The organism is Micromonospora maris AB-18-032, from assembly GCF_000204155.1.
Classification (GTDB): domain Bacteria; phylum Actinomycetota; class Actinomycetes; order Mycobacteriales; family Micromonosporaceae; genus Micromonospora; species Micromonospora gifhornensis.
In genome coordinates this window covers 6,496,332-6,521,549 of record NC_015434.1, presented here as the reverse complement: position 1 = coordinate 6,521,549, position 25,218 = coordinate 6,496,332, and the positions used below count along the sequence as shown (strand labels likewise).

Here is a 25,218-nt window from a genome sequence, read left to right as displayed (position 1 = left end):
GGGTTGTCCTCCGGTCAGCGGGTGAGGATGTCGGCGATCAGGTCGCGGTGGGCGGCGAACACCTGCCCGCCGTACGTGTCGGCCAGGTGGGCGGTGAGGCTGGCGTAGTCGGCGGCGGCGATCCAGGCGGCGCGGCGGGCGTCGTCGCGGCCGGTCACCGGTGGTGGGGTGTGCCAGCCTTGGCCGAGGTCGATGCGTACGGGGGTGGTGACCATCCACGCTTCGTCGGAGGCGCGGGGGTCGGGTACGTAGCGGGCCGGCAGCGTCCTCACCCACGGGTCGGTGGGGTCAGCGGTCAGGCCCGTTTCCTCGGCCAGTTCGCGGAACGCGGCGGCGGTGGGGTCCTCGCCGGGATCGACATAGCCGCCGGGCAGCGCCCACCCGTGCCCGTCGCCGCGCTCGATCAGCAGCAGCCACCGCATGTCGTCAGTGGTAGCGGTGACGATGGCGTCGGCGCACTGCTGCTCGCCCCAGTGGCCGAGTTCGTTGCGCCCGTAGCGGATGCCGGTCGGCGCGTACGGGTTGACCGGCCGTCCGTCGACCAGCGGGAACGGGATCGCGGCGGTAGCGCGGCGTGCCGTCCAGTCGATGTCGGCGGGGTTCATGGTCGGATCGGCCCACGCCGCTCCGGCGGTGATACCGGCCAGCACGGACGGATGGGTGAACGTCCGGGCGGTCATTAGGCCACCGCCAGTGCGGCGAGCCGGTCGATGGTGGTCGGGTCGAGGTCACCGCCGGTGGTGTATTCCTTGGCGTGGGCGTAGATCTCCCACCCGTGCAGGGTCGGGTAGGCGTACATGACCTGCCAGGGGCGGCCGTCGTCGGTGGTGCCGGTGTGCTCGGCGGTGAGCGTGTCCGGGGTGTTGAGTCCGGCGAGGTGCAGCCAGGACCGTAGTTCGGCGATGCGGTCGAAGGACACCGCCAGGGCTACGCCGTCGGTGTGGGTGCGGATCTCGGTGGGGTCGGCCAGCAGCAGGATGTCGGCCATCACGGCACGTCGGGTCTTGCGGGGGGTGTTCACGCGGACTCTCCTTCGGGGTAGGCACAGTCGACGCACTCGCCGAGCGAGCGCGGGATGCAGTACGGCCGGACCACGCCGCAGACACGGCAGGTGCGGCGGGCGGTCAACGCGGCGTCGATCGCGCGTAGCTGGGCGGGGGTGGCGGTGCGCTTCGGTCGGGCCAGGTCGACCCGGTACAGGTAGGCGGTGCGGGTGCCACCGACGCCGCGCCAGAGGATCTGCGCGGCGATGGGTTGGCCACCGGGGCGTAGGCCGGCGGCGCGCAGTTGGCGGCGGGTGGCGTAGCCCGGCGGTGCGCCGCGCCACCAGTAGGTAGGGATGCCGTACTTCGTCCCGTCCGGGTCGTAGTAGGCGGCACGGATGCGGGACATCAGGCCGCGCGGCGCGGGTCGGTGGTGCGGTCGGCGAGGTCGGCGGCGGCGCGGGTCACGCGGGCCTCGGCCCGGCGCAGCCTGCGCCAGTCCAGCGGCGAAGGGCCGCCGTGGTCCTCGGCGTAGATCAGGGTGATCTGCGCGTCCAACACGTCCAGCTCAGCGGCGATCAGCGGCCACTCGGTGTCGATCGCGGCCAGGTCGGCGGCGGTCGGCTCGGCGGTGACGGCAACGAGGTGCTTCCGCACGGGAAACCTCCGGGTCGAGTCGATGGGAAGTGCGGCGGTGCCGACCAGGAACAGCAGGCACCGCCGCAGCAAGCACGGGATTGAAGGCACGGCGACCATGGGCCGTGCGCGGCACCTTTTCGGTGGGAGGTGCGGCCCGATGCGGTTGTCAACGAACTGCCACACGGCGGCCTGTTCGCGAACGCCGCAGCCAAAGCCGCAACGCCGACGCAGCAACCAACCGGCTTATCGTTCCTGGCTAGCCAGGTGCGACGCGATGAACGTAAGCCGGCTTGGCTAGTCAGGTCAAGGGGGCGCGGCGAACTTCCTCAACTTGGCTAGTCAGCGATAGTGTGAAGTTGTGACCGAAAGCCTTGATTTCCTCGGCCAGCTAGACCCCGACGACCCGAAACAGGCGTCACAGCAGATCGCGAACAAGCTGCGAGCCGCCATCCTCACGCGCCGACTCGCCCCCGGCGACAAGCTGCCGTCTCAGCCAGAGCTAGCCACCCGCTACGGCGTAGCCCGAGAGACCGTCAAGCGAGCCCTAGACCTGCTCCGGGCAGAGCGACTGATCGTGTCCAGGCAGGGAAGCGGCGCGTTCGTCCGAGCACAAACACAGCGAGCCGTCGAGCTACGCCCCCACATCGAAGCCGCGTTCGAGCGACCTTACGTCACCATCGACTTCGCCGGCTTCTCTGGTGAGACGCTGCGCGATGCGCTTGCCGAAGCACTCGACAAGGTGCGCGTCGGTCGACTCGCACCAGAGACGATCGCCGTGCGAGTCCTGATCTCCGACATGGCCGCGCCGATGGCGCTGCCATCACGGGCCGAGACACAGGCCGACGATCCGGCGGTACGCGAACGCGCCGAACGAATCACCCGCCGCGCCGCAGACGGCATCATCGACCAGGTCACCGAACTAGGCGACCTCGGCCTAGTCCGGTCGGCCACCGTTGAGGTGCGGATGCACCGAGCCTCCCCGCTGTTCAAGCTCTACATCCTCAACGGCGAGGAAGTCTTCTACGGCTTCTACCCTGTCACGGAGCGCACCGTATCGATCAAGGGCGAGCCGATGGCAATCTATGACCTCATGGGCAAAGACGTGCCGCTGTTCCACTACGCCGTAACCGACGACGACACCTCACACGGCACACAGTTTGTGGAAGCATCCCGCCAATGGTTCGACTCGGTGTGGTCGACCATCGCCTACCGGTACGACGCATGAACGCCGACCTCGGTCGACTGCTCGGCGACGTTGATGCGCTGCTACTCGACTTCGACGGACCGGTGTGCAGCATCTTCGCCGGATACCCCGCACCACAGATTGCCGCCGAGCTGGTCGACGTACTGCGGCAGCACGGGGTCAACGTGCCGCCGGAGCTAGCCAGCGAGCCGGACCCGCTTGAAGTGCTACGTCGTACCGGCACGGCCAGCGACCAGGACGTCACGCGGGCCATAGAAGACGCACTTTGCGCGGCCGAACGCCGGGCCGTTGAGACTGCCGAACCCACGCCTTATGGGCGTGAAGTAATCGTGGCGGCCCGGCAGGCCGGGATGCCGGTGGCGGTAGTCAGCAACAACTCAGCCGGCGCGGTGAACGCCTACCTTGTAGCGCACCGGCTCGCCGCTCATGTCTCGTTGGTAGTCGGCCGGGCGTACGCCGAACCGGATCGGATGAAGCCCAACCCGGAACCGATTCTGAAAGCCGTGCGCGCTGTCGGCGAGCGTCCGAACAGATGCGTCCTAGTCGGCGATTCGATTTCTGATATCGACGGGGCACGGGCCGCTGGAGTGCAGGTGATCGGTTACGTGAATCGTCCGATCAAGTTAAAGGCGTTCCAAGTTGCGGGGGCGGACGTGGTGATTGCGAGCATGGGTGAGATAGCTGGCTTGCTAATTGGGCGATCTTTGTCGTAAGCCACTCTCCCGGCGTCGGCCTCGGAATGATTCATTTGAGTCTGGCTGGACTAGCTTCTCAACCACTCTTCCAGCCCAGGGAGCGACGCATCTATCATTGCTAATTTAACGTGACCGATCGCCAGTCCGACTGCGGTAAGGCTTGCGGCGCTCATCAGCTCGCCGTCAAAGAGATTAAACAGGCGGCGTGATGTCTTGCTGCCTTCTGAGAGGAAATCGAACAGATCATTCTCCGAGAGGGTGTTTGATGTGGCAAGAGATGCGATGGCCTCTTGATGTGCGCCATCAATCCCGACGCGATTCAGATGACTAGGGAGATCGGCAATATCTGTGATAGGGACAGCGAATCTATCTGGGTGGTGCGGGTGAGGAACGAAGGCGGGCATCCACTCATCTAGGATGCAATCACGGGTAACGCCTTGAGAGATCAAGCAGGGAACCTCATCCCAAAAGGCTACTGAAAGCATGGTCGATCTGCCCATCTGGATGCATCCCGCGTACTGCAGGTAGCGCAAGTCTTCCTCGTCGCTAGCTGAGTCTTCTAGAGCTTCCAGGACTGACTGAATTTTCTCTCTAAGTTCGAAAATTGCCGCCTCGAAGCTCGTAAAGCCAGATACCTTTAAGTGTCGCAGGAGGAAGATTAGCGACAGCGTGCTGATATGTCTCGACGTGATCTTCGGAACTGTGACCAGCGCCTCAGCAAGTGCGAGCTGTCTCAAGCTTCTTGCGCTCTCCTTGGCCCTATCAACTAGAAGTCCAACCAGGACCTTAGCAATTTCTTCATCTCCCGAACATGCATACTCTTCCTGTGCCTTGAAAAGGGATCGTTGAAAAGCGGGGTCAGCGGCAATGGAGAGGTGTTGGGGGTGGGCTCTCCTAAGCGCCTCAAGGAACTCTTCGGTGATTCGCTCTGCACGTTGCTGCGCCACTTTAAAGGCGTCGCCTGCGAGGGTCACAAAGTTCTGCCTGAAGACGTCTAAGGCGATTTCGCGAACATCTGGATATGACAATCCGGAATTGTGAACCTGAATCAGGGTGGCACCATGGCCCCCGCGCTGACTTTGTTTAGCATTCATTTGTTGTCGCCGCTCTTTTCTGCGACTGTGTCTTCGGGTCGACCAAGCGTAACATCATGCCCATACTGAGTGAGTACGGAATTGTTTCCCGCCTTCTGGTTTTGGCGGATCGATGACCGATTGCTTACCTTTATCCAAAGACGGTCGCCTGCTGCGCCAAGAACAATTCCAACCAGGAGGGTTCCCAAGCCCTGAAAAAGCCATTCCACTGAAGTTCCTCTTTTCGGTGACAGTAGGGGGAAGTGATGATCCCGAGCGAGTCAAGTTGGCTGCACTCCATCGGGGATGGTAGCAATCCCATCACCGCATACGGCATCCCTGATGCCTGGATTTGTCTTGCACCTAGTCGGTCAAGGGCTGAGTGGGTGCCCTCGCCTAGTCGGCGCGCCCCGACGCTTAATTGGTGCTCTGCGCAGAACCGGACCGGTATCTACCCAGATAGCCAGCGCGACTTGGGCGGCGTGACTGGCTGGCGGGCCGCCGCAGCTACGCAAAGCGGCCCGTCATCCGTCAGCGCAGCCGCTTGGCGGCGCTGTTGGCGGCCATGGTGACGACAGTGCCCACAAGCGGTGCCGCGTAGGCAGGAACCCTCAACTCCTTCACGATCCTGCCGGTGGCCCAGGTCGCCACCGCGCCAACAGCGAGACTCATGATCAACCTCTTCGGATCCATGCGTCCTCCTACCTTGATACGGGGATGATCACCTCCTATGGATCATCCGAACCTTGCTGGTTTCTAGCACAGGCGTACGACTAATTCGAGCGCGACACCAGCGTCCGAGCAGCATCTATGCCGCATTCGTGTCGCATAGGTGGCGGTGGCTCGCAAAACAGCAGGTCAGCGCCGTGCGCTTCGTGGTCTTGAAAACCGGTAAGGCAGCGATGTCTTCGTGGGTTCGAATCCCACACCCTCCGCTCACTGGGCTGACACAGCGCGGGTTTCACGAATGCCAGCGGGTCACAGGGTATGAAGGGGGCGGCAGAACGCCACCCGCATCGGAAGGACCTGACTCGATGACCCTGGAACGTCCCATCGCCCCGGACCCGTACGAGCTGCTGCCGACGGTCGCCTCGTTCACGCTGACCAGTCAGGACGTCCAGAACGGTGAGCCGATGGACGCGGCGCACGCGCACGGCAGCACCGGCGGCGGCAACGTCTCACCGCAGCTGTCCTGGTCGGGCTTTCCGGCCGAGACCAAGGGTTTCGCGGTGACCTGCTTCGACCCGGACGCGCCGACCGGTAGCGGCTTCTGGCACTGGGTGCTGGTGAACCTGCCGGCCGACGTGACCGAGTTGCCGCGGGGGGTCGCCGACGACGACCTGCGCGGCGGATTCACCGTCCGCAACGACTACGGCGAGCAGGGCTTCGGTGGCGCGGCCCCGCCGCCCGGTGACCGCCCCCACCGGTACGTCTTCGCGGTCCACGCACTCGACGTGGAGCGCCTCGACGTCACCCCGGACGCCACCCCGGCGTACGTCGGCTTCAACCTGACCTTCCACACCCTCGCCCGCGCCACCATCCGCCCCACCTACCAGGTCACGCCCTGACCCCTCCCCACCGACACAGTTGATCAAGAGGTTTGCGTCAGAATCCGGCCGGATCCAGACGCAAACCTCTTGATCAACGCGGCGGGGGAGCGCCGCGGGGAGGGTGCGTGTGGAGTGGGTTAGGCAGGGGTGCGGGCTACGGCGAAGACGGACTGGCCGAAGGGGGGAAGGAGGACCTGTTCGGCGGCCTTGGTGGCGGGGAGGACCAGGGTGTCGTAGACCTTCACCATGGGGCCCTCCTTCGGCATCAGGCGGAAGACCTTGGTGGCCATGAAGTAGCCGATCAGGCCGAGCGCGTTGGCGTAGTGGATCTTCTCCACCCGTAGGCCGGCCTCGGTCATCGCCGCTGACAGGGTCTTCTTGGTGTAGCGGCGGACGTGGCCGGTGGCGATGTCGGCGGGGCTCATCGCGAACTGGAAGGCCGGCACGATGATGACCACGGCGCCGCCCGGCCGGACCAGCTCGCCCATGCTGCGCAGCGCGCCCACGTGGTCCTCGATGTGCTCCAGCACGTTGTACGACACCGCCGCGCTGTAGTCACCCTGCTCCGAGTGCGGCAGCAGCATCTGGCGGACCTCGATGTTGGGCCGGTCGGCGAGGCGTTCCTTGAGCGCGACCAGGCGGTCCGGGTCGGCCTCGGTGGCGGTGAACCGGGGGAAGTGCTCAGCCCACTCCAGCGCGTAGTCGCCGAGACCGCTGCCGATCTCGATCGGGTTGTCGCCGAGGTAGGGCACGGCCAGCTCGACGAACCAGCGTCGGTGGTTGACCGCGGTGGCGAGGCCCTCCAGGACCTCGGACTGTATGCGCTGATCCCCAGTGATTTCTGTCATGCGTCGATTCCTCACGATACGACTCGACCGCGCCAGGACCGACTGAGTGAACCATCCGCCCGGCGTGACGGAATTGTCGGGGTCTGGCACAACCGAATTGGTCGGGGGCTAGGTGCACGATCGGTGGTGGTCAGCGAACTTGGCAGATGTTACGCGAGTGACCCGAACCCTGCACGACGGCCTGATTGGCCGACTACGCTGCGAATTGTTATGACTACTCCTGAATCGGGTCGCCACGTCGAGGAGTCCGGGGCGGGAGAGTCGCCGGGCGAGCTGCGGGACACCAGGCGTTTCAGCAGGTCAGGGCGGTGGAAGGACGTCGCCGCCGTGGCGAGTTTCGTGCTGCTGGCGTTCTGGGTGACGGCCCGGATGTGGTGGAATCCCACACACGGCATTCGGGACAACAAGACGGATATGGCGCAATTCGAATGGATGATGGCGCACGGCGCGCGGGTCGTGACCGAATTTGCCTACCCCTTCTCGTCGGACCGGATGAACGTCCCCGAAACAGTCAATCTGGTAGCAAATACCTCGGTGTTGTCTGTTTCGGTGCCAATGACGCCTGTCACCCTGCTGTTCGGCACCCGTACCGCGTTCCTGGTATTCCTCACGCTGGGGATGATCGCCACGGCGACCGCCTGGTACTTCGTGCTGTCCCGGGTACTCGTCGGCGCGCGCGGCCCGGCCTGGCTGGGCGCCACCTTCTGCGCGTACGCGCCGGCGATGATCTCGCACGCGAACGCGCACCCGAACATCGTGTCGCAGTACGTCGTACCCCTGATCATCTGGCGTACGGTGCGGCTGGCCGACGGGGGACGCTGGCTGCGCAACGGCCTCCTGCTCGCGTTGGTGATCGTCTGGCAGGCCTTCCTGAACCTGGAGATCCTGCTGATGACCGCGATCGGTCTCGGCGTGGTGATCGTGGCACTGGCCCTCGCCCGACCCGCACTACGCGGCCGGGCCCGTACCTTCCTGGCCGGGCTCGGCATCGCCGCGGCGGCGTCCGTGGTCCTGTTGGCGTACCCGTTGTATGTCCAGTTCTTCGGTCCGGGCGCCTACAACGGGCTGTCCTGGGTGATCCGGGGCTACTCCACCGACCTGGCCTCGTTCGTCGCGTACGCCCGGGAGTCCCTGGCCGGGGACGCGCGGAGCGCGACCGGCCTGGCCAAGAACCCCACCGAGGAGAACTCCTTCTTCGGCTGGCCGCTGGTGATCCTGATGGCGGCGGTGGTCTGGTGGCTGCGGCGCAACGTGGTGGTGCTCGCGCTGGCCGCGTTGGGCGTGCTCTTCGCGGTGCTCTCCCTCGGCCGCGAGATCCGCTTCGACCGGGAGGGGACCGGCATACCGGCGCCGTGGGCGCTGCTGGAGGACCTGCCGGTGCTGCACTCGGTGGTGCCGACCCGCTGGGCGCTGGCGATCACACCGATCATCGGGCTGCTGCTCGCCTACGCTGCCGAGCGTGCCCGGGAGTTGGCGGCCCGCTATCCGGCCCGGCGTTCGCAGATCCGCTTCGGCACGGTGACCGTACTGGCGATGGCGCTGGTGCCGGTGCTGCCCACCCCGCTGCCGACCAAGCGCCTCGATCCGACCCCCGAGTTCGTCACCTCCGGTGCCTGGCGTCCCTACCTGGCCGGTGGCCGCAGCCTGGTCACCCTGCCGCTGCCGGACACCGAGTACGCCGACCCGCTGCGCTGGTCCGCCCAGACCCGGCTGGAGATGCCGATCGCCCGCGGCTACTTCCTCGGCCCGGACACCCGCCCCGGCAAGGACCGGATCGCGTTGTTCGGCGCGCCACCCCGCCCGACCAGCAGCTTCGTCGCCACCGTCCGGCGCAGCGGCGAGGTGCCACCGGTCACCGCGGAGAATCGGCGGGAGGCGGTCGAGGATCTGCGCTACTGGCGGGCCGGCGCGGTGGTCCTCGCCCCGCAGGAGCGCGCGGACGCGCTGCGCCAGGCGATGACCGAGTTGACCGGGATCGAGCCGGTGCACACCGGCGGTGTGTGGGTCTGGGATGTCCGGCCGCTGACCGACTGAGAGCGTGAAGGCCGCTGACCGACTGAGAGGATGAAGGCCGGTGGGCCGTCAGGCGGTGCGCAGGCAGCAGCCCTGGCACACCTTCGGCTTGGGCAGGGTGAAGGCGAGGCAGCAGGTGCGCCGCTGCACGGTCGGCTTGCCGTCCGCGTCGGGCACCAGCTCCACCAGATCGGCCAGGCCGAGCGTGTCGAGCAGGGTGTCGATCGCATCGACAGTCGAACCGGGCACGCTGTCGGAAGCCGTCAGCAATCCGTGCGCGATGCCGGAGGCCACCGAGCCGAGCAGGGTACGGGTGCCGATGCGGACCTCACCCTGGATCGCGGTGATCAGCGGCGACAGGTGCGCCTCCAGCAGGGCGGCCCGCAGTGTCGCCAGCAGCTCCTGCTCGTCGGCCACCACCTGGACCCGCTGTGGCTCGGTGACTACCAGCGGATCGGCCGGCAGCACCGCGACCCGGGCCGACTGGCGCAGGCCGAGGGTGATCAGGGTGTGCGGGTCGGCGAAGTGGATGAGCGTGCTGTCGGCGTCGAGCAGCGGTACGCGCCGGGCGACCGCCCAGCCGAGCACCACCGGCAACGCCGCCCAGTAGCTGTACGCCTTCCAGGCCAGCGCGGCGGAGGCGTGCGGGCTGCCACCCCAGAGTCGGGCGGCGGAACCGAGCAGCTCCGGCAGCCGACCGCCGTCGGCGAGGGTCGCGGCCGGGGCCCAGTCGGCCTCGTCGACGACCAGCAGCCCCGGTGCCAGCCCGGGGAGGACATCGGTGCCGAACATGGCCCGCAGGGTCGCGGTCACCGGATCGAGAGCCGTCGAGGAGGCGGCGTGCGCCGGTAGTACGGCTGTCACCTGCTCCACCTCCGTCCGAGATCCTCAATTAAGGCTAGCCTAACCACACTTTGCCGGTGGTGGTAACCCTCGACGGAGGCAGTTACAGAGGCAACAAGTGGGAAGCGCGACACGCGGTTACCCAGCGTGTTCATCGGGAAACGCGACGCAGTATCGGGGTGAATCGCCCAGCCGTCAAGCGTCCTGTCGAGAAGGTGCCAGTCCTGTACACGTCCGGCCACTGAACGTGAAAGTTTTGGTACTCCCGGCCACGAGGAAGCTGATGACGACCTCACCGCTCGATCGGGCTGCCGACTCCTTCGCCGCCGAGCTCGCCCGCCACCGCACCGAGCGGGGTCTGTCCAAGAAACAGCTGGCCACGCTCATGGGCTTCGACCCGTCGTACGTCAGCCACGTCGAAGGGCGGCGGCACCGACCCACCGAGGACTTCGCCCGGCGCGCCGAGGCCGTCCTGGATGCCAGCGGCGCGATCTGGCAACGCTTCCGGGAGTACGACCACCTGCGCCACGCCCGCACCGAACGGGACCCGCGGGAGCCCGACCCGAGCGGCCGGTGGATCCCGCCGGGCACCGGGCTGATCGTCGAGAACGAGTCGAGCATCCTCACCTACACCGAGGACGGGTACCGCTGCCTGATCCGCCGGGAGCTGTACAACGCCGGCACCGAACCGATCACCCGCTACCTGGTACGGGTCGCCGTGGACCGCTACCCCAACGATCCTGGCCGCTCCAACCGGCACCACCGGGAACGCCCGCTCACCTTCGCCGAACTCGGCCTACGGGCCTACCGGGAGGAATCCGGCGAACGCGAGGCCATGCACTGGCGGGCCAAGTACGACCGGGACGCGTTCAAGGAGATCTGGCTGCTCTTCGAGAACGGCGAACGGCGCTTCCCGCTCTACCCCGGTCACCGCGCCACCATCGAGTACACGTACACCGTCGGGCGGGACAAGTGGGGGCCGTGGTTCCAGCGGGCGGTCCGCGTACCGACCCGGCACCTCGCCGTACGCCTGGACCTGCCTGCCGAGCTGGATCCGCAGGTCTGGGGCGCGGAAACCTCGCTGTCGGCGGAGGAGGGCCCGCTGCGCCGGGCCGTCGCCCGGCGCGACGAGGGTGACCGGGCGATCTTCGAATGGGCGACCGACGACCCGCCGCTGAACGCCCGCTACCGGATGCAGTGGCGCTTCCGGGCCCAGTCGGACGCCGAACCGGAGGGCGAGCGGATCCGGCCCTCCGAGCGGATGCGCGGGCTCGGCATTCTGCAACGCGGCGCCGACCTGCTGCGGCAACCGGCCCGCCCGTTCGACCTGCCGCGCGAGGCGCGGGCCGCCCGGGAGGTCATCGATCGGCTGACGGACGCGCTGGCCCGCCTCGACGAACTGCACCCGTTCGCCAAGGGAGTGGGGATCGCCGCCCCGCAACTGGAGATCGGCCGGGCCGCGGCCGTGATCCGCCCACCCGACCGCACCGCCGAGCCGCTGGTGCTGCTCAACCCCCGGGTCGTCGACGCGGCACCCGACACCGACGAGCAGTACGAGGGCTGCCTCTCCTTCTTCGACCACCGGGGTCTGGTGCCGCGCCCGCTCCGGCTCGACGTGGAGCACGCCCAACTCGACGGCCGGCGTGTGATCACCTCGTTCGAGTTCGGCATGGCCCGCCTGGTGGCACACGAGATCGACCACCTGGAAGGCCGGCTGTACGTCGACCGGATGGCACCCGGCGTGCCGCTGGTGCCGATCGAGGAATACCGCGAAACCGGCCACCCCTGGCGCTACTGAGCTGTTGCACGACCACGCCTGGTCCGGGTGGGAACGACGCCGGCCAGGGTGGCGTTTGCTGTTGCACGACCACGCCTGGTCCGGGTGGGAACGACGCCGGCCAGGGTGGCGTTTGCTGTTGCACGACCACGCCTGGTCCGGGTGGGAACGACGCCGGCCAGGCGTGGTCGTGCGGGCGGTGCCGGTCCGCCCGTTCGGGGGACCGGGGCGCGTGCCCCAGGGGGCAGGGGCACGCGCCCCGGTTCGGGGGGAGAAAAGCTCTACAGATTGCCGAAGGTGTCGTACCGGGTGTGCTGCGGCGGGACGTCGTCGGCGGCGAGTACCCGCAGCGTCGACCGCACCATGGCCGCCGAGCCGGAGACGTAGCAGTCGTGTGTCGTCCACGGGCCGTAGCGGGCCACCACATCGGAGATGTCGCCGTGCTCGCCGTCGAAGTCCGGGTCGTCACTACAGGCGGCGGTCACCGACAACCACGGGTGGGCGGCCACCAGGTCGCGCAACCCGTCCAGCCCGTAGAGGTCGGATTCGGTACGCGCGCCGTAGAAGAGGTGCACCCAGCGGGTCCGGTTGAAGCTGACCAACTCCTCCACCAGGGCCTTGATCGGGGCCAGCCCGACACCCCCGGCGACGCAGAGCACGTCCCGATCCGACGAGCGGTCCAGGGTCATCGAACCCATCGGGGCGGCCACCCGCAGCAGGTCGCCCGGCTTCACCCGGCGGACCAGGGCACCGGAGACCCAGCCGGCCCCCTCCGGCGTACGGACGTGGAACTCCAGCACGTTGTCGTCGTTCGGGGCGTTGGCCACCGAGTACGTGCGCCACACCCGAGGGTGGTAGCGGGGTGCCTCGATGCTGACGTACTGCCCCGCCTTCCAGGTGAGCGGATGTTGCAGCGCCCGGCAGGTGAACACGGCGGTGTCCGGACCGTACCGCTCGTGGGTCAGTACCTCGGCGTGCCAGAACGGCGGGTTGTCGTCCGCCGCCGCGCCGGCCAGCATCTTCTCGCTGATCGCCGCGTACGCGTCCCGCCACGCCTGGTCGTACTCCAGGTTCCAGCCGTCCCCGGCGGTGCTGCGCAGCGCGTCCAACAGCGCCACGCCCATGGTGTCGTAGTTCGCCGCCTCGACGTGGTACTTGCGGTGGTCCCGGCCGAGCGCGCGGAGGAACTCGTCGAAGCCCTCCGGGTCGTCCACCGTGTGGATCGCCGCGATGATCGCTTCCAGCAGTCGGTCGCCCTGCCCGGCCATCTGTACCGGGAAGAGTTTGCGCAGTTCCGGATCGAGGAGGAAGAGCCGGGCGTAGAAGTGCTCGCTCAACCGGACCCGGTCGGCCTCGACGAGGGCCCAACTCTCCTTCAGTAGCCGCGCGAAGTTGTCCACGGGGGCGCTCCTTCTCTGACGGCGGTTCGGGCCCTCATAGAATGTCCACGGAGCGTGTATGAAGGTCGCACAGAATGTGCGATCGCATCGTGAGGCCGGCTCAGTGGCACCCGGGTGCCAGCAGTGCGGCAGAGTGGTGCGGTGACCGTTGAGCTCACCCGACCGGCGTCCCGCCGGATGCTCGGCACCGAAACACTTCTGGTGCTGGGCCTCTCCCTCGGCCAGTCGGCCGTCTACGCCACGGTGTCGATCATCGCGAAGCTCACCGCCGAGGGTGGGCTGTCGAAGCAGACCGCCGCGCTCAACACCTCCGCGTCGGCTCGGCCGTACCTCGACCTCACGTACCAACTGCTCGGCATCGTCTTCGCGTTGCTGCCGGTGCTGCTCGCCGTACACCTGCTGGCGCGTGACCCCGGCGACCCGGCGCGGACCCTCGGCGTCGACTTCCGGCGGCCCGGACCCGACCTCGCGCAGGGTGCCGGGCTGGCGGCGCTGATCGGGCTGCCCGGCCTGGTCCTGTTCTGGGCGGCGGCGCAGCTGGGTCTCAACGCCACACTGGTCCCGGCCGCGCTGCCCGACCTGTGGTGGGCCGTGCCGGTGCTGATTCTCGCCGCCTTCCAGAACTCGATCCTGGAGGAGGTGATCGTGGTCGGCTACCTGATGACCCGGCTGCGGCAACTCCAGTGGCGGGTCGGCGCGATCATCGCCACCAGCGCCCTGCTCCGCGCCTCGTACCATCTCTACCAGGGCTTCGGCGCATTCGTCGGCAACGCCGTGATGGGCATCGTCTTCAGCTACTTCTACCTGCGCACCCGCCGCGTGATGCCCCTCATCATCGCCCACGCCCTCCTCGACATCGTCGCCTTCGTCGGCTACACCCTCGTCCCCGACTCCTGGCTAACCTGGCTCTGACCCCCTTTTTCTGCGTGGTTGCTCAAGAGGTTTGCGTCTGTGGCGGTGCCTGACCTGACGCAAACCTCTTGATCAACTCTGGCTTCGGGGTGGGCGGTAGGCGGTGAGGGCCCGGGCGGTGAGGCGTTGGGTGGCGGTGGAGGTGGTGACGGCGGCGGCCAGGGGAGCGGCGCCGGGGATGAGGCGGGAAGCCAGGCGCAGGACCAGCCAGCCGCCGGCCTGGGCGGTCAGGGGAGCGGCCAGACGCCAGGCCGCCTCGACCGCCCGTGGGCCGGGCTCCTCGCCGGGCCCGTCGGCCGCGCGGGCCGCCGCCAGCGCCGAACGGGCGGCCTCCAGATCCGGATGCACCAAGGTCAACACCAACAGCTCCGCCGCCCGGTCCGGATGCGCCGGATCCCGGCCGTACGCCGCCGCCAGGTGCAGCACCAGACTCGCCTGCGACCAGAGCACCACGGCCAACTCGACCACCGGCGCGAAGGCACCGGCCAACGCGGCACCCGCCCCACCGACCGTCGCCTGCCGGACGAACCGCTGACCGGCCAGCCGAGCCAGACCGTCCGCGCTCGCCTCCGGGTACGTCTCCCGCAGCCGCCGCGCCCACTGCGCCGCGCGCGGCCCGAGCACCTCGACCGCCGTCAGCGCCAGCAACTCCGGCGCAAACCCCGGATGATCGAGTACGCGCGCCACAAGCGCCCGCAACTCCACCTCCGGCACCCCGCCGGTGCTGCTGCCAGCGTCCCCGGCCCGGTCAGCAGTCGTGCTGCTGGTCAGGACCGGCTCGGCCGCTGTGGTTGTGGGTGTGGTCTGCTGGGCGGCGGCCTTGCGGGCCGGTGTCTTCTTGGCCGCGAGCGGCTGCGGGGCCGCCTTCGCGGACGCGGCCCTGCGTGCTGGTGCCTTCTTCGCAGCGCTCGTCCCGGTGACGTCGGCGTCCTCGACCGTGGTGCTCGGCGGCACGGCGCTCTTGGCAGGAGTCGCTCTTTTGGCGGGCGTAGCTCTCTTCGCCGGCGTCGCCTTCTTCGGGGTGGCCTTCCTCGCTGCGCGGGGAGCCTGCCGAGTTGTCGGAGACTCCGGCCGGCCCTCCTCGCCACTGAGCTGAGGTCTCCCCGTACCCGAGGTCGAATCGGTGATCCGCGTCTCGCCGACGTCGACCGGCGTGGCCGCGAACGGCGGCGGCGCGGGTGAGGACGAGGCTGGCCGCGCCTGACGCGGCAGCGGCTGCTCCGCAGTGGGAGGCGGCTGGAACAGCACGCCGGGAGCCGCCTTCGCCCGCCGAGGACGTGCCCCACCAGGCTCGTTCCGCTCATCCGGGGTCGGGGCGGGCGGTGCCGGAGGTGGCGTGAAGGTCGCCTCCGGGGAGCGCCGACGTGCTCCCTCGGCAGACTTCGGGCGGTCCTGCTCGCTGGGCGGCTGCTCCTGCATGTCGATGGAGCGTAGTCCGGAAAACGGCAGCGCACAGCGGTCACGTTCCCCACCCGCACGGCCACGGTCGAGCGGCACCCGATAGTCGCTTTGCTCCCGGCCGGGGCGGACCTGTATCCTCGGGCGCGGTGGTCTGCAGGACCACCAGGGAGACTTCGCCTAGTCTGGTCTATGGCGCCGCACTGCTAATGCGGTTGGGGTCTTAAAGCCCCTCCCGGGTTCGAATCCCGGAGTCTCCGCGCGAAGGCCGGGTGTGTAGACTGGCCGAGCACCAGCGCCCGTAGCTCAACGGATAGAGCATCTGACTACGGATCAGAAGGTTAGGGGTTCGAGTCCCTTCGGGCGCGCAGACAGCCCCCTAGCAGGCCCAACAGCCGCTAGGGGGCTTCTTTCTGTCTTGCCGCCGGTCATGCCCGCGCCGCGGCAGCGGCCCTCGTCGCGGTCATTCGGGTCAGCGGGAGTGGGTGGTCCCGATCTATCATCGGCGCTCCGCCCGTTGTCGTACGGGCTGGATTGGTTTCCACCCATGAGGATGTGGAATTGTCTGATCGACTCAGCCCGGCCGGTGCCAGCCTGGGCGCGTCCACCCGTAACCGCCGCCGGATCGTCGGCAAGGTCGTCGCGGCGGCGCTCGTGCCGGCAATCCTGCTGGCCATCGGCGCCCCTGCGGTCGCCGCCAGCAACACGCTCACCATCACCACGCTTGATCGCAACGGCAAGAAGGTCAACGTCACCACGACGGTGGTCAACCTCGCCACCAGTTCGAGCCGCTCGGTGAAGTCCAACAAGTCGACGAAGCTGCCGAAGGGCAGCTACGCGGTGCTCGCCTCGATCAGGACCGGCTCCGCGGTGACGCTCGGCGCGCGTACGGTCAAGGTCTCCGGTGCCAGCAAGACGACTGTGGACGCCCGCAAGGGCAAGAAGATCACCTTGGGTGTCAGCCCAGCACCAGCCGGTGAAGGAATCATGGCGCAGACCAGGGCGCAGATCTGCACCAAGTCCGACTCCGCCAGCTACGACGTCGAGGCTTCGGACTGGGACGGCAGCAGCCTCTACGTCATTCCCAACTCGTCGAAGAAGCTTGCCTTCGGCGCGATGCGGCAGTGGAGCGACAGCTCCGGGCTCTCCGACAGCTATGCGGTCATGTACACCCGCACCGGCGTCCCCAGCGGGCTGTCCAAGACCTACAAGCGCTCCTCGCTCGGTACGGTGAACGCGACGGGCCGGCAGGGCACGGCCGCGACCGTCGACGGCCTCCACCTCGCGGTGCAGCCGATCAAACGCGTCTGCGGTGACCACATGTACGCGGGCCTGTTCGGTGCCGACCGGCCGTACCGGACCAAGGTGCACCTCTCACCCGGCAACTGGTTGATCCGCGCCAGCAGCTATGCAGCAGCCAAGGATGGCACCACTGTCACCCTCGGCGGCTACATGGTGTCCCGCAAGGTTGTGGCGGGCGAGTCGCACACCCTCAACTTCTTCCGGGCTGCCTGGGGCCCGTCCGCGCGGCTGCCGGTCGTGATCAACGGCCGGATCTCCTACTCGCTGAACAGCATGTTCGCCGATCCCGGTTTTCCTCGCGACGACAACGTCGAGGGCGGCGACAAGGCGACCGCGACGCTGACCTTCGGTGGCAAGACGGTCAAGACCAAGAAGGACAAGGGCTGGGAGCCCGGCGATACGTACCTCGAATACAAGGTGAAGAAGTCCGGCTGGTACAAGCTCACCAACAACGCGAGCCGCTACTACCCGGAGATCACCTTCCCGGCCGGGATGCTGTCGCCGAAGACCAGCGTCACGTACCGGTTCAAGGCGAAGCCGAACACCTCGGTGACGGCGCCCGTCTACGCCGTCACCATGCTGCCCACCGGCCTGAACCTCTACAACCAGGCGAAGCCGGGCAGCACCACCGACGTCAAGTTGACGTTGAGCCGGCCCAAGCTCAACCCCGACGCCAAACTGGGCAAGAACCCGAAGGTGAAGACGGTCACCGCCAAGGCCTCGTTCGACGGCGGTAAGACCTGGCGTTCGGTGAAGGTCAAGAAGATCGACGGCACCTGGACCGCCCAGGTCGGCAACCCGACCTCCGGTGCGGTCTCGCTGCGGGCGAAGGTCACCGACACCACCGGCGGCTACACCGATGTGACGATCATCCGGGCGTACGCGATCGGCTGATCGACCTGCTCCGACAAAGGCGCTCCGCTGAAGTCGGGCGGAGGGTGCCTACGCGAAACGGGCGGGCCCGACGTGATGTCGAGCCCGCCCGCTTTCGGTTTAGAACTAGCTGACCTGCCTGTTCTCGAACAGGCCGTCAACCACTGTCATCGTGCGACGAGGTTGAATCGCTGGTTGGTGCCGCCGTGGCAGTCGTAGAGCTGGACCTGGGCGCCGTTGGAGGTGCTCCAGACGTCGAGGCAGCGCCCGGACTGGACTCCGCTGATGGTGCCGTTGGAGTTGACGTTCCACTGCTGGTTGGCACCGCCGTGGCAGCTGTAGATCTGTACGGCTGCGCCGTTGCCGGTGCCGGCGGCGTCCAGGCACATGTTGCCGTACACCTGGAGTTGCTTGTTCGCGGTGTAGGTCCAGGCCTGGTTGGTCTGTCCGTGGCAGTCGTAGAGCTGGACCCGGGTGCCGTTGTTCCGAGAGGAGTTCGGGACGTCGATGCAGCGGTTCGACTGGACGCCGACGATCTGGGTGGCCGAGCCCGGCGGCGGCGTGGTGGGCGGAGGGCTGGTCGGCGGCGGGCTGGTGGGCGGGGGGCTGGTGGGCGGCGGAGTGGTCGGGGTGTTGATCAGCGGGCAGGTGCTGCGGTAGGTGACCACGCCGCTGTTGTCCATCAGCGGGCACAGGAACTGGCTGTACCGGGCGTCGTTGTCGACGAAGATCTTCAGGAAGGGCAGCATGGTCCGGATCATCACCGGGTTCGACCGGCCGACCATGAAGCCGTGGTCTCCGCCGGCGACCTCGACGTACACGCTCTCCGTGGTGGACGGGAGGCTGTTGTACAGGTCGAGGGCGTAGGACGGGGTGACCACCGTGTCGGCCTGCCCGGAGATGACCATCGTGGGCACCCGGTCGTTGGCCAGGTTCGACGACGGCGAGAAGGGCGTGATGCCGACCGCCGCCTTCAACGCCGGACGCCGCGTGGCGGCGCTCAGCGCCCCACCGCCGCCCATGGAGTGACCGGCCACGGCCAACCGGCTCGCGTCGACCCGGTCGCGTACCGGGCTCTGCTGCGTCAGGTAGTCCAACGCGGCGAGCAGCTGGGTGCCGCGGGCGGTGTCGAAGTCGTTACGGCTGTTGGTCTCGATGCCGATCACGACGAAGCCGTGGGACGCCAGCCACGGTCCCATCCAGGCCAGTTCCGCGGAGAACAGTGCGGTGTAGCCGGGCGAGATGGCGATGGCCCCGAAGGTGCCCTGGCTGGTGTCGGTCGGGTAGTAGATCCGGCCGCCGTTGAAGCCGTACCCGGTGGGGACGCTGACCGAGGTGTTGGCGAAGGGGCCGCGTTCGGTGGCGACGCTGGTCCGGGTGGGGTCCGGGCCCCGCTCGTACGGGTTGTCGGCGGCCGACGCCGACCCGGCTGCCACCGTCACGGTGAGCAGTCCGACGGCGGCGGCGATCCCGGCGGCGGCGAGCTTGGTCAGCCGTCCCCGAAGGGTGGGCACTCGGTCAGCATCGGCAGTCGCCGCGGGTGGGGGATGGTGTGCCTGTCCTTGCACGGTCGGTACCTCCTGGTGGTGGGGGTGATTGAGGGGTGGGCGGGCTCGGCTGGTGCCGAACCCGCCCGCTCCGGCTGTGCCCGAGCCGGACCTGCACGCGGTCAGCGCTGCAGAGTCAGTACTCCCGGGCGGTAGGGCAGGAGGCCGTAGTCGCCGCCCGAGTTGGGGGACCGCCCTTGGTAGAGCAGTTGCAGGTTGCAGGGGTCAACGGTCATCGTCTGGTCGGCGTTGCTGCGGATGAGTTCGCCGTGGCTGATGTCGTTGGTCCAGGTCGCGTTGCTGTTGGCCTTGCCCGCGAACGGGTTGCTCTCGGAGGTGGCCTGCGGGGTCCACGTCCCACCGAGGCTGGTGGCCGTGAAGGACCGGAAGTAGCGGCCCTGCGAGCCGATCGCCTCGACGATCATGAGGTAGCGCTGCTGACCCTGGAGCTTGTACACCTGAACGCCCTCGAACAGGTTGTTCGTGGTGTCGGTCATGATCGTGGTGTAGTTGGAGCCGAAGCTGCCGGGGAAGTTCCCGATCGGCATGCTGGCCCGGTAGATGCGGCCGTTGTCGCCGGCGAAGAACAGGTACATGTTCTGGTCGTCACCGATCAACGCCTGATCGATCGGGCCGGTGCTGGAGTTGGAGATCGACCCGGTGAACAGCGTCTGGGCCGACGACCAGCTGTTGACGTTGGTGGGGTCGGTCGAGGTCCGGTACGAGAACGCCGGTCCACCCCACTGGTAGGCGAGGACCCAGATGTTGCGCGGCGCGAAGTAGAACAACGACGGCGCGACGGCGGCGAACGGCATCTGGTTCTGGCTGGCCGAGCCCATCTGGTTCCAGTTGGAGAACAGGCCGAAGTTCATCGAACCCCAGGTCGTACCCGTGTCGTGGGTGGTGGCGTAGACCAGGTGCTGACCGTTGTACGGGGCGTGCGTGAAGTCCTTCAGCGAGACCCAACCGGACCTCGGCTGCGCGAGAGCGCCGGTCGACGACCACCGGTACGACGACGGCAGGTCACAGCTGGTGCCGGGCGGCGGAGTCGTCGGCGGCGGGGTGGTCGGCGGCGGGTTGGAACCGCCGAGGGAGACGAGCCGGAACTGCTGGTTGGCACCGGTGTGGCAGTCGTAGAGCTGGACCTGGGCGCCGTTGGAGGTGCTCCAGACGTCGAGGCAGCGCCCGGACTGGACTCCGCTGATGGTGCCGTTGGAGTTGACGTTCCACTGCTGGTTGGTGCCGGTGTGGCAGCTGTAGATCTGTACGGCTGCGCCGTTGCCGGTGCCGGCGGCGTCCAGGCACATGTTGCCGTACACCTGGAGTTGCCTGTTGGCGGTGTAGGTCCAGGCCTGGTTGGTCTGCTTGTTGCAGTCGTAGAGCTGGACGCGGGTGCCGTTGCTCTGTGACGCGTTCGGTACGTCGATGCACCGGCCCGACTGGTTGCCGACGATCTCGTTGGCGGAGCCGGATGGAGGCGGGGTCGGGGTCGGGGTCGGTCCCGGAGTGGTCGGCGTGGGGGTCGGCCCGGGGGTGGCGCTGTTCAGCGCGTCCAGGGTGGCCGTGTACGCCTGCTTCTTGTTGCCGTTGTTGTCGAACAGCAGCGGCGTGCCGTAGGAACGCCAGGAATCGCTGTCCCGGATGCCCCACACGGTGATGCCGTTGCAGCGGGGGACTGCCAGGCAGTCGTTGACCACGGCGCGGTAGGTGTTGGCCTGGGTGCTGCCCGAACCCTCGATGTCCAGCTCGGTGATCTGCACGTCCACCCCGAGGGCGGCGAAGCTGGACAGCGTGGTGCGGTAGTTGCTGTTGTACGCCGACTGGGCGTTGAAGTGCGACTGGAAGCCTACGCAGTCGATCGGTACGCCGCGCTGCTTGAAGTCGCGCACCATGTTGTAGACGGCCTGGGTCTTGGCCCAGGTCCAGTTGTCGGTGTTGTAGTCGTTGTAGCAGAGCTTCGCGCCCGGATCGGCGGCGCGGGCGGCGCGGAACGCGGCCTCGATCCAGTCCCCGCCGGTGCGCTGGAGGTTGGAGTTACGGCGCGCGCCGCTGTTGCCGTCCTCGAACGCCTCGTTCACCACGTCCCACGAGTCGATCTTGCCGCGGTAGTAGGTCGCGACCCGGGTGACGTGGTTGAGCATGGCCGAGCGCAGCGCCTGGCCTTCCATCCGCTCCATCCAGGCGGGCTGCTGCGAGTGCCAGGCCAGGGTGTGACCCCGGACCTTCCAGCCCCGGGAAAGGGCGTGGTTGACGATCCGGTCCGCGTTGCCGAACGTGAAGTTGTTCTGCTGCGGCTCGGTCGCGTCGATCTTCATTTCGTTCTCGGGCGTGACGCTGTTGAACTCGCGGTTCAGGATCGTCGTGTACGCGCCGTCGTTGAGCTTGTTAGCCGCCACGGCGGCACCGAAGTACCGGCCGGACTGGTTCGCGGCCGCACCGAGGGTGGACTCGGCAGCGTGGGCCAGAGTGGGCAGCATCGACGCGGCGAGGACCGCAACTATCGCGGTCGTTCCGGATAGGGAGAGCGTTCGAAGTCGACGCCCGGAGGGACGGGTCCGGGAGATCATGCTGATCCTCCACTAGTGGGATAGGAGATGTCTGTCGCTGTTCGGGGCGCTCGGACGGCGGCGAGCTGCGATGTCGGTCCGCCGACCGGGCCAGGAATCACATCAGCGTCCGCCCGGAGGCGAGTCGGCTGACCAGCGGGTAAAAGGGTTCCAAATGAGTTGCCCGGTCTGCCCGCGGAGACGTTGTTGCGGGCGGTGGACTGGCAGGTGGTGGAGATGTGACCGGGTGCGTAGGTGGCCTTGGTCGCGAGAGGCGCCTCCCCGGTCCGGAAGATCATGTTAGCGACAACATCGATCGGTGGCTATCAGGCTGGCAGAAAGTTCCAGCCTTTTCAACCGGTAGTTTCGGTAAGTAATCGGTACCGTTTCCGGCCGTCGCTCCGGAGTGGAGGACTCGACACCTCCGGTGGCGCGGAAGACCCGGCAGCCGAGTTGGCGGCGCTGGTGGCGAGTTCCGTCCGCAGCGCCATCACCGACCAGAGTTGGGACAGCTACCAGCACACCTGGGGTGGAAACGCCCGGCCGAGCAGCGGCCCGTAGGAGATCGACTTCAACACCGACCTCATGCGGCTCGCGCGACCGGCGGGTCGATCCGGGCCGGCCGCGATACCGGCACCGCCTGAGGCGGTGCCGGCGGGCCGGCAGAGCAGCTCGGGCGGGTCGGTTAGCCTGCCTGGTCATGGGGGCATCCGACGACGACCGACTGGAACTTGTCGTCGATCCGGTCCGACCCACCGGGCGTACGCTGCTGGCCGGCGGTGTCGAGCAGTCGTACGTCGATCTTGCCGATCCCACGTACCTGCACTTCGAGTACGTCCGGCGGATGGCCGCCGTGGCCGATCTCGCCGCGCCCGCCGGTCGGCCGCTGGACGTGCTGCACCTCGGCGGCGGTGCGCTGACGCTGCCGCGCTACCTCGCCGCCACCCGGCCCGGCTCGACGCAGTTGGTCGTCGAGCGGGAGCCGGCCGTGGTCGACCTGGTGACACGCGAGCTGCCACCCGTCCCGGCCGGCGTCGAGATCCACGTCGCCGACGCGCGGGAGGCGGTCGCCGAGGTCCCCGCCGGGGCGTACGACCTGGTGCTCGCCGACATCTACCGGGCGGCCCGGATGCCGCCGCACGTGGCGACGGTGGCGTTCGCCGCCGAGGTTGCCCGGGTGCTGCGCCCGGACGGCATCTACCTGGTCAACGTGACAGACCTGCCGCCGTTGGTCCTCGCCCGGGTGCAGGCGGCCACCCTGCGGGCGGTCTTCGCCGACGTCTGCGTCGTCGCCGACCGCCGGATGCTGCGCGGCCGGCGGTACGGCAACGTGGTCCTCGCGGCGGCGCTGCGCCCGGACCGACTACCCGTGGCGCGCCTGGTGGTACGGGCACTGCGTGATCCGCTGCCCGGCGGGGTGCTGCACGGGCCGGCGCTCGATACGTTCATCGCCGGTGCCCGTCCGCGTACCGACGACGTCGAGCGGTGAGACCGGTCAGTCGTCGAGCAGCCCCGCATGGCCCGCGAGAGCTGCGGCCTGGGCGCGGTTGGAGACCCGCAACTTGCGCAACAGCGCGGCCGACATCCGCTTCACGGTCCGGTCGGAGACGTGCATCTGATCGGCGATCTCCAGGGTGCTCCGGCCGGCGGCGATGGATCGGAGCAGGGCACGCTCCGCCTCGTCGAGGCTGACCGGCGGGAACCGGGCGGGTCGCAGCAACGTGCTCAGCAGTTGCGTCGGCATCACCGCCCAGCCGTCCAGGACCGCCAGCAGTGGGGGAAGCAGCTTCTCCGGCTCGGCGCTCTTGGGCATGTACGCCTCGGCACCGGCCTCCAACGCCTGTAGCGGCGAACTCAGGTCCTCCGCGTCGGACATCGCCACGATGCGGACCTGTGGTGTGGTCCGTCGGATCGCCGCCACGGCTCGGATCCCTCCCGGCGCCGGCATGTGCAGGTCGACCAGGGCCAGGTCGGGTACGCACCGGCGGACCAGCGAGGCCGCCGCCGCGGCGTCAGCGGTGAAGCCCACCACCTGCGCCCGCCCATCGGTGGCAGCAGGAAGCAGCAGTTCGAGGCCGCGAGCGAAGATCGGCTGGCCGTCGACGACTGCGACCCGGATGGGGGAACAGTGTGACATGTTCGCTCCTTCCCGGTTAACGAGCCATCATGCGCATTCGTACCGAAGGTGATCCCGGACCGTGACTGGACCGGATGACCCAGCGGGGTCGCCGACTGGCCCATAAGGGCCAGCGTCCGGGGAAGTGCCGTGGCGTACCTGCTGCGGCCTGGAGCAGCACATCCCCCGCAGGCCGTCTGTCGCCTGGAGGTGTGTTCATGACCGAAATCGTCCTGCGTCCGATCGCTGACGCGTTCATGCAGGTTGGTGTCTACGTCGCCGTGATGGTGGCGCTCTTCGGTTGGCTGCGCTGGCGCTTCGGAGACCGGGTCACCGACGGCTTGACCCGGCATCGGCGGTTCGGGCCGATGGTCGGAGCGCTGCTGGGGGTGAGTCCCGGCTGCGGTGGCGCGATCATCCTCATGCCGCTGTACGCCCGGGGCAAGGTGTCGTTCGGCACGGTGATCGCCGCCCTGGTGGCGACCATGGGCGATTCCTCGTGGGTGGTGATGGCCTGGAATCCGATGTTCGCGCTCAAGATCCATACGCTGCTCTTCGTGGTCGGCCTGATCACCGGGTACGTGGTGGACGCGCTCGGCATCGACCCGGCACGTGCGGTACGCCGGACACCCGCCGTGGTGGCCGTGCCCGCCGGGTCCGCGGCGGTGCCCACGCCCGCCGGATCCGCACCCGTCAGGCCCACGCCCGTCGGATCCGGGGTCGGCGGTTCCGGGTCCGGCGGTTCTGGGGTCGGCGGTTCCGGGTCCGTGCCGGTCGGGTCCGGGGCCGGTGGCGGCCTGGTTGCAGTCGGCGTGCCCGACCTGGCCGGCTCACGACGGTTGCTCGGTGGCGTGCTGCCGCAGATGTCGGCGTCCACGCTCTTCTGGGGCCTGACCGTGCCGGCCTTCGCCGTGTCGGTGCCGGTGCTGTTCCAACTGGTCGACCCGACGGTGCTGACTCGGGCACTCGGTGGGATCGACCCCTACCTGGCGCTCGGTGTGCTCGGCACCCTGCTCGCCACGGTGATCTTCGCTGCCGGTCGCGGGCGGCTGGCGGACGACAACCTGGAGACGGCGCATCCGCAGTCGATCGGGGCGACCCTGCGGCACAGTGCCCACGAGGCGTCCTTCATCACCGTCTGGGTGGCGGTGGCGTACCTGGCCTGGCAGGTGGTCACCAGCACCACCGGATTCGACGGTTCGCAGATCGCGCTCGGTGGGCTGCTGGGGGTGCTGGTCGGTGCCGGCATCGGCCTGATCCCTGGCTGCGCGGTGCAGATCGTCTTCACCGGCCTGTACGTCAGCGGGGGACTGCCGCTGCCGACCCTGGTCGCGAACGCGATAAGTCAGGACGGCGACGCGTTGATCCCGCTCGCCGCGCTGCGCCGGCACTCCGCGTTGATGGCCACGGTCATCACCACCATTCCGGCGGTGGTGGTCGGGTCGGCCCTGCTGCTTCTGCTCTGACCAGCGCGGCCCGTGCCTCGGCCGGGGTCGGTG

The 25,218-nt window shown here is 68.2% G+C and carries 22 protein-coding genes and 3 tRNA genes; 12 read left to right on the top strand and 13 right to left on the bottom strand.

Annotated features, from left to right (window positions below; genetic code table 11):
• Positions 1-14: 14 nt before the first annotated feature.
• The 4 genes from VAB18032_RS28840 to VAB18032_RS28825 are packed head-to-tail and all read right to left on the bottom strand — an operon-like array spanning position 15 to position 1,640.
• Positions 15-680 (bottom strand): NUDIX domain-containing protein, encoded by a 666-nt coding sequence (locus VAB18032_RS28840; RefSeq protein ID WP_013736471.1) that lies wholly within the window; start codon positions 678-680, stop codon positions 15-17.
• Complete coding sequence (locus VAB18032_RS28835) at positions 680-988, bottom strand: hypothetical protein (protein ID WP_043726053.1); 309 nt, start codon at positions 986-988, stop codon at positions 680-682. The genes VAB18032_RS28840 and VAB18032_RS28835 overlap by 1 nt, the downstream gene beginning before the upstream one ends.
• A 29-nt stretch (positions 989-1,017) precedes the next feature.
• Entirely contained in the window at positions 1,018-1,392 is a 375-nt protein-coding gene (locus tag VAB18032_RS28830; RefSeq protein ID WP_013736469.1) for an RRQRL motif-containing zinc-binding protein, read from the bottom strand.
• Complete coding sequence (locus VAB18032_RS28825) at positions 1,392-1,640, bottom strand: DUF6284 family protein (RefSeq protein ID WP_043726049.1); 249 nt, start codon at positions 1,638-1,640, stop codon at positions 1,392-1,394. The genes VAB18032_RS28830 and VAB18032_RS28825 overlap by 1 nt, the downstream gene beginning before the upstream one ends.
• Positions 1,641-1,980: 340 nt before the next feature.
• On the opposite strand from VAB18032_RS28825, the gene VAB18032_RS28820 reads away from it, so the two are divergent.
• Together VAB18032_RS28820 and VAB18032_RS28815 are read left to right on the top strand one after the other, a co-directional pair.
• Positions 1,981-2,847, top strand: a complete 867-nt coding sequence (locus tag VAB18032_RS28820; RefSeq protein ID WP_043722330.1) for a GntR family transcriptional regulator — start codon at positions 1,981-1,983, stop codon at positions 2,845-2,847.
• Entirely contained in the window at positions 2,844-3,539 is a 696-nt protein-coding gene (locus tag VAB18032_RS28815) for an HAD family hydrolase (RefSeq protein ID WP_013736466.1), read from the top strand. Before VAB18032_RS28820 ends, VAB18032_RS28815 begins: the two co-directional genes overlap by 4 nt.
• Positions 3,540-3,589: 50 nt before the next feature.
• On the opposite strand, the gene VAB18032_RS31965 is transcribed toward VAB18032_RS28815, so the two are convergent.
• Complete coding sequence (locus VAB18032_RS31965; RefSeq protein WP_148272351.1) at positions 3,590-4,549, bottom strand: LPO_1073/Vpar_1526 family protein; 960 nt, start codon at positions 4,547-4,549, stop codon at positions 3,590-3,592.
• 576 nt (positions 4,550-5,125) lie between these two features.
• Positions 5,126-5,266 carry a hypothetical protein gene (locus tag VAB18032_RS32210; RefSeq protein ID WP_157626877.1) on the bottom strand — a complete coding sequence of 47 codons (141 nt, stop codon included), beginning with the start codon at positions 5,264-5,266 and terminating at the stop codon, positions 5,126-5,128.
• 163 nt (positions 5,267-5,429) lie between these two features.
• Here VAB18032_RS32210 and VAB18032_RS31960 point away from each other — a divergent pair.
• A tRNA-Ser gene (locus VAB18032_RS31960) sits at positions 5,430-5,531 on the top strand.
• A gap of 97 nt (positions 5,532-5,628) precedes the next feature.
• Entirely contained in the window at positions 5,629-6,162 is a 534-nt protein-coding gene (locus VAB18032_RS28810; protein ID WP_013736464.1) for a YbhB/YbcL family Raf kinase inhibitor-like protein, read from the top strand.
• 119 nt (positions 6,163-6,281) lie between these two features.
• On the opposite strand, the gene VAB18032_RS28805 is transcribed toward VAB18032_RS28810, so the two are convergent.
• A complete protein-coding gene (locus VAB18032_RS28805) occupies positions 6,282-6,992 on the bottom strand; it encodes a class I SAM-dependent methyltransferase (protein ID WP_013736463.1) in 711 nt (236 codons plus the stop codon).
• 210 nt (positions 6,993-7,202) lie between these two features.
• Here VAB18032_RS28805 and VAB18032_RS28800 point away from each other — a divergent pair, with 210 nt between their 5' ends.
• Positions 7,203-9,026 carry a hypothetical protein gene (locus VAB18032_RS28800; protein WP_043722326.1) on the top strand — a complete coding sequence of 608 codons (1,824 nt, stop codon included), beginning with the start codon at positions 7,203-7,205 and terminating at the stop codon, positions 9,024-9,026.
• Positions 9,027-9,074: 48 nt separating this feature from the next.
• On the opposite strand, the gene VAB18032_RS28795 is transcribed toward VAB18032_RS28800, so the two are convergent.
• Positions 9,075-9,797: a hypothetical protein gene (locus tag VAB18032_RS28795; RefSeq protein WP_050814805.1), complete on the bottom strand. Its 723-nt coding sequence runs from the start codon at positions 9,795-9,797 to the stop codon at positions 9,075-9,077.
• 334 nt (positions 9,798-10,131) lie between these two features.
• Here VAB18032_RS28795 and VAB18032_RS28790 point away from each other — a divergent pair, with 334 nt between their 5' ends.
• The gene (locus VAB18032_RS28790) at positions 10,132-11,646 is read left to right on the top strand and encodes a peptide deformylase (RefSeq protein WP_013736460.1); all 1,515 of its coding nucleotides are present in this window, start codon (positions 10,132-10,134) and stop codon (positions 11,644-11,646) included.
• Positions 11,647-11,906: 260 nt separating this feature from the next.
• Here the strand turns inward: VAB18032_RS28790 and VAB18032_RS28785 are convergent, their stop codons facing one another.
• Positions 11,907-13,025 (bottom strand): globin domain-containing protein, encoded by a 1,119-nt coding sequence (locus VAB18032_RS28785; RefSeq protein WP_013736459.1) that lies wholly within the window; start codon positions 13,023-13,025, stop codon positions 11,907-11,909.
• A gap of 141 nt (positions 13,026-13,166) precedes the next feature.
• Here VAB18032_RS28785 and VAB18032_RS28780 point away from each other — a divergent pair, with 141 nt between their 5' ends.
• Positions 13,167-13,937 (top strand): CPBP family intramembrane glutamic endopeptidase, encoded by a 771-nt coding sequence (locus tag VAB18032_RS28780; RefSeq protein ID WP_013736458.1) that lies wholly within the window; start codon positions 13,167-13,169, stop codon positions 13,935-13,937.
• Positions 13,938-14,009: 72 nt separating this feature from the next.
• Here VAB18032_RS28780 and VAB18032_RS33265 read toward each other — a convergent pair whose 3' ends face one another.
• Positions 14,010-14,891 carry a hypothetical protein gene (locus VAB18032_RS33265; RefSeq protein ID WP_013736457.1) on the bottom strand — a complete coding sequence of 294 codons (882 nt, stop codon included), beginning with the start codon at positions 14,889-14,891 and terminating at the stop codon, positions 14,010-14,012.
• 613 nt (positions 14,892-15,504) lie between these two features.
• Between VAB18032_RS33265 and VAB18032_RS28770 the strand changes: the two genes are divergently transcribed.
• The 3 genes from VAB18032_RS28770 (at position 15,505) to VAB18032_RS28760 (ending at position 17,531) form a co-directional block, all read left to right on the top strand.
• Positions 15,505-15,595 (top strand) — tRNA-Ser (locus VAB18032_RS28770).
• Positions 15,596-15,630: 35 nt separating this feature from the next.
• Positions 15,631-15,703, top strand: a tRNA-Arg gene (locus VAB18032_RS28765).
• Between the two features lie 193 nt (positions 15,704-15,896).
• Positions 15,897-17,531 (top strand): hypothetical protein, encoded by a 1,635-nt coding sequence (locus VAB18032_RS28760; RefSeq protein ID WP_013736456.1) that lies wholly within the window; start codon positions 15,897-15,899, stop codon positions 17,529-17,531.
• Between the two features lie 146 nt (positions 17,532-17,677).
• Here VAB18032_RS28760 and VAB18032_RS28755 read toward each other — a convergent pair whose 3' ends face one another.
• Together VAB18032_RS28755 and VAB18032_RS28750 are read right to left on the bottom strand one after the other, a co-directional pair.
• Positions 17,678-19,024, bottom strand: coding sequence for a poly(ethylene terephthalate) hydrolase family protein (locus VAB18032_RS28755; RefSeq protein ID WP_013736455.1), 1,347 nt, complete (start codon positions 19,022-19,024; stop codon positions 17,678-17,680).
• Between the two features lie 155 nt (positions 19,025-19,179).
• Positions 19,180-21,534, bottom strand: coding sequence for a non-reducing end alpha-L-arabinofuranosidase family hydrolase (locus VAB18032_RS28750; RefSeq protein ID WP_013736454.1), 2,355 nt, complete (start codon positions 21,532-21,534; stop codon positions 19,180-19,182).
• A 769-nt stretch (positions 21,535-22,303) separates the two neighbouring features.
• On the opposite strand from VAB18032_RS28750, the gene VAB18032_RS28745 reads away from it, so the two are divergent.
• Entirely contained in the window at positions 22,304-23,092 is a 789-nt protein-coding gene (locus VAB18032_RS28745) for a spermidine synthase (RefSeq protein ID WP_013736453.1), read from the top strand.
• Positions 23,093-23,098: 6 nt separating this feature from the next.
• Here the strand turns inward: VAB18032_RS28745 and VAB18032_RS28740 are convergent, their stop codons facing one another.
• Positions 23,099-23,740, bottom strand: a complete 642-nt coding sequence (locus VAB18032_RS28740; protein ID WP_013736452.1) for a response regulator transcription factor — start codon at positions 23,738-23,740, stop codon at positions 23,099-23,101.
• A 197-nt stretch (positions 23,741-23,937) separates the two neighbouring features.
• On the opposite strand from VAB18032_RS28740, the gene VAB18032_RS28735 reads away from it, so the two are divergent.
• Positions 23,938-25,185, top strand: coding sequence for a putative manganese transporter (locus tag VAB18032_RS28735; protein WP_013736451.1), 1,248 nt, complete (start codon positions 23,938-23,940; stop codon positions 25,183-25,185).
• The last annotated feature ends 33 nt before the right edge of the window (positions 25,186-25,218 follow it).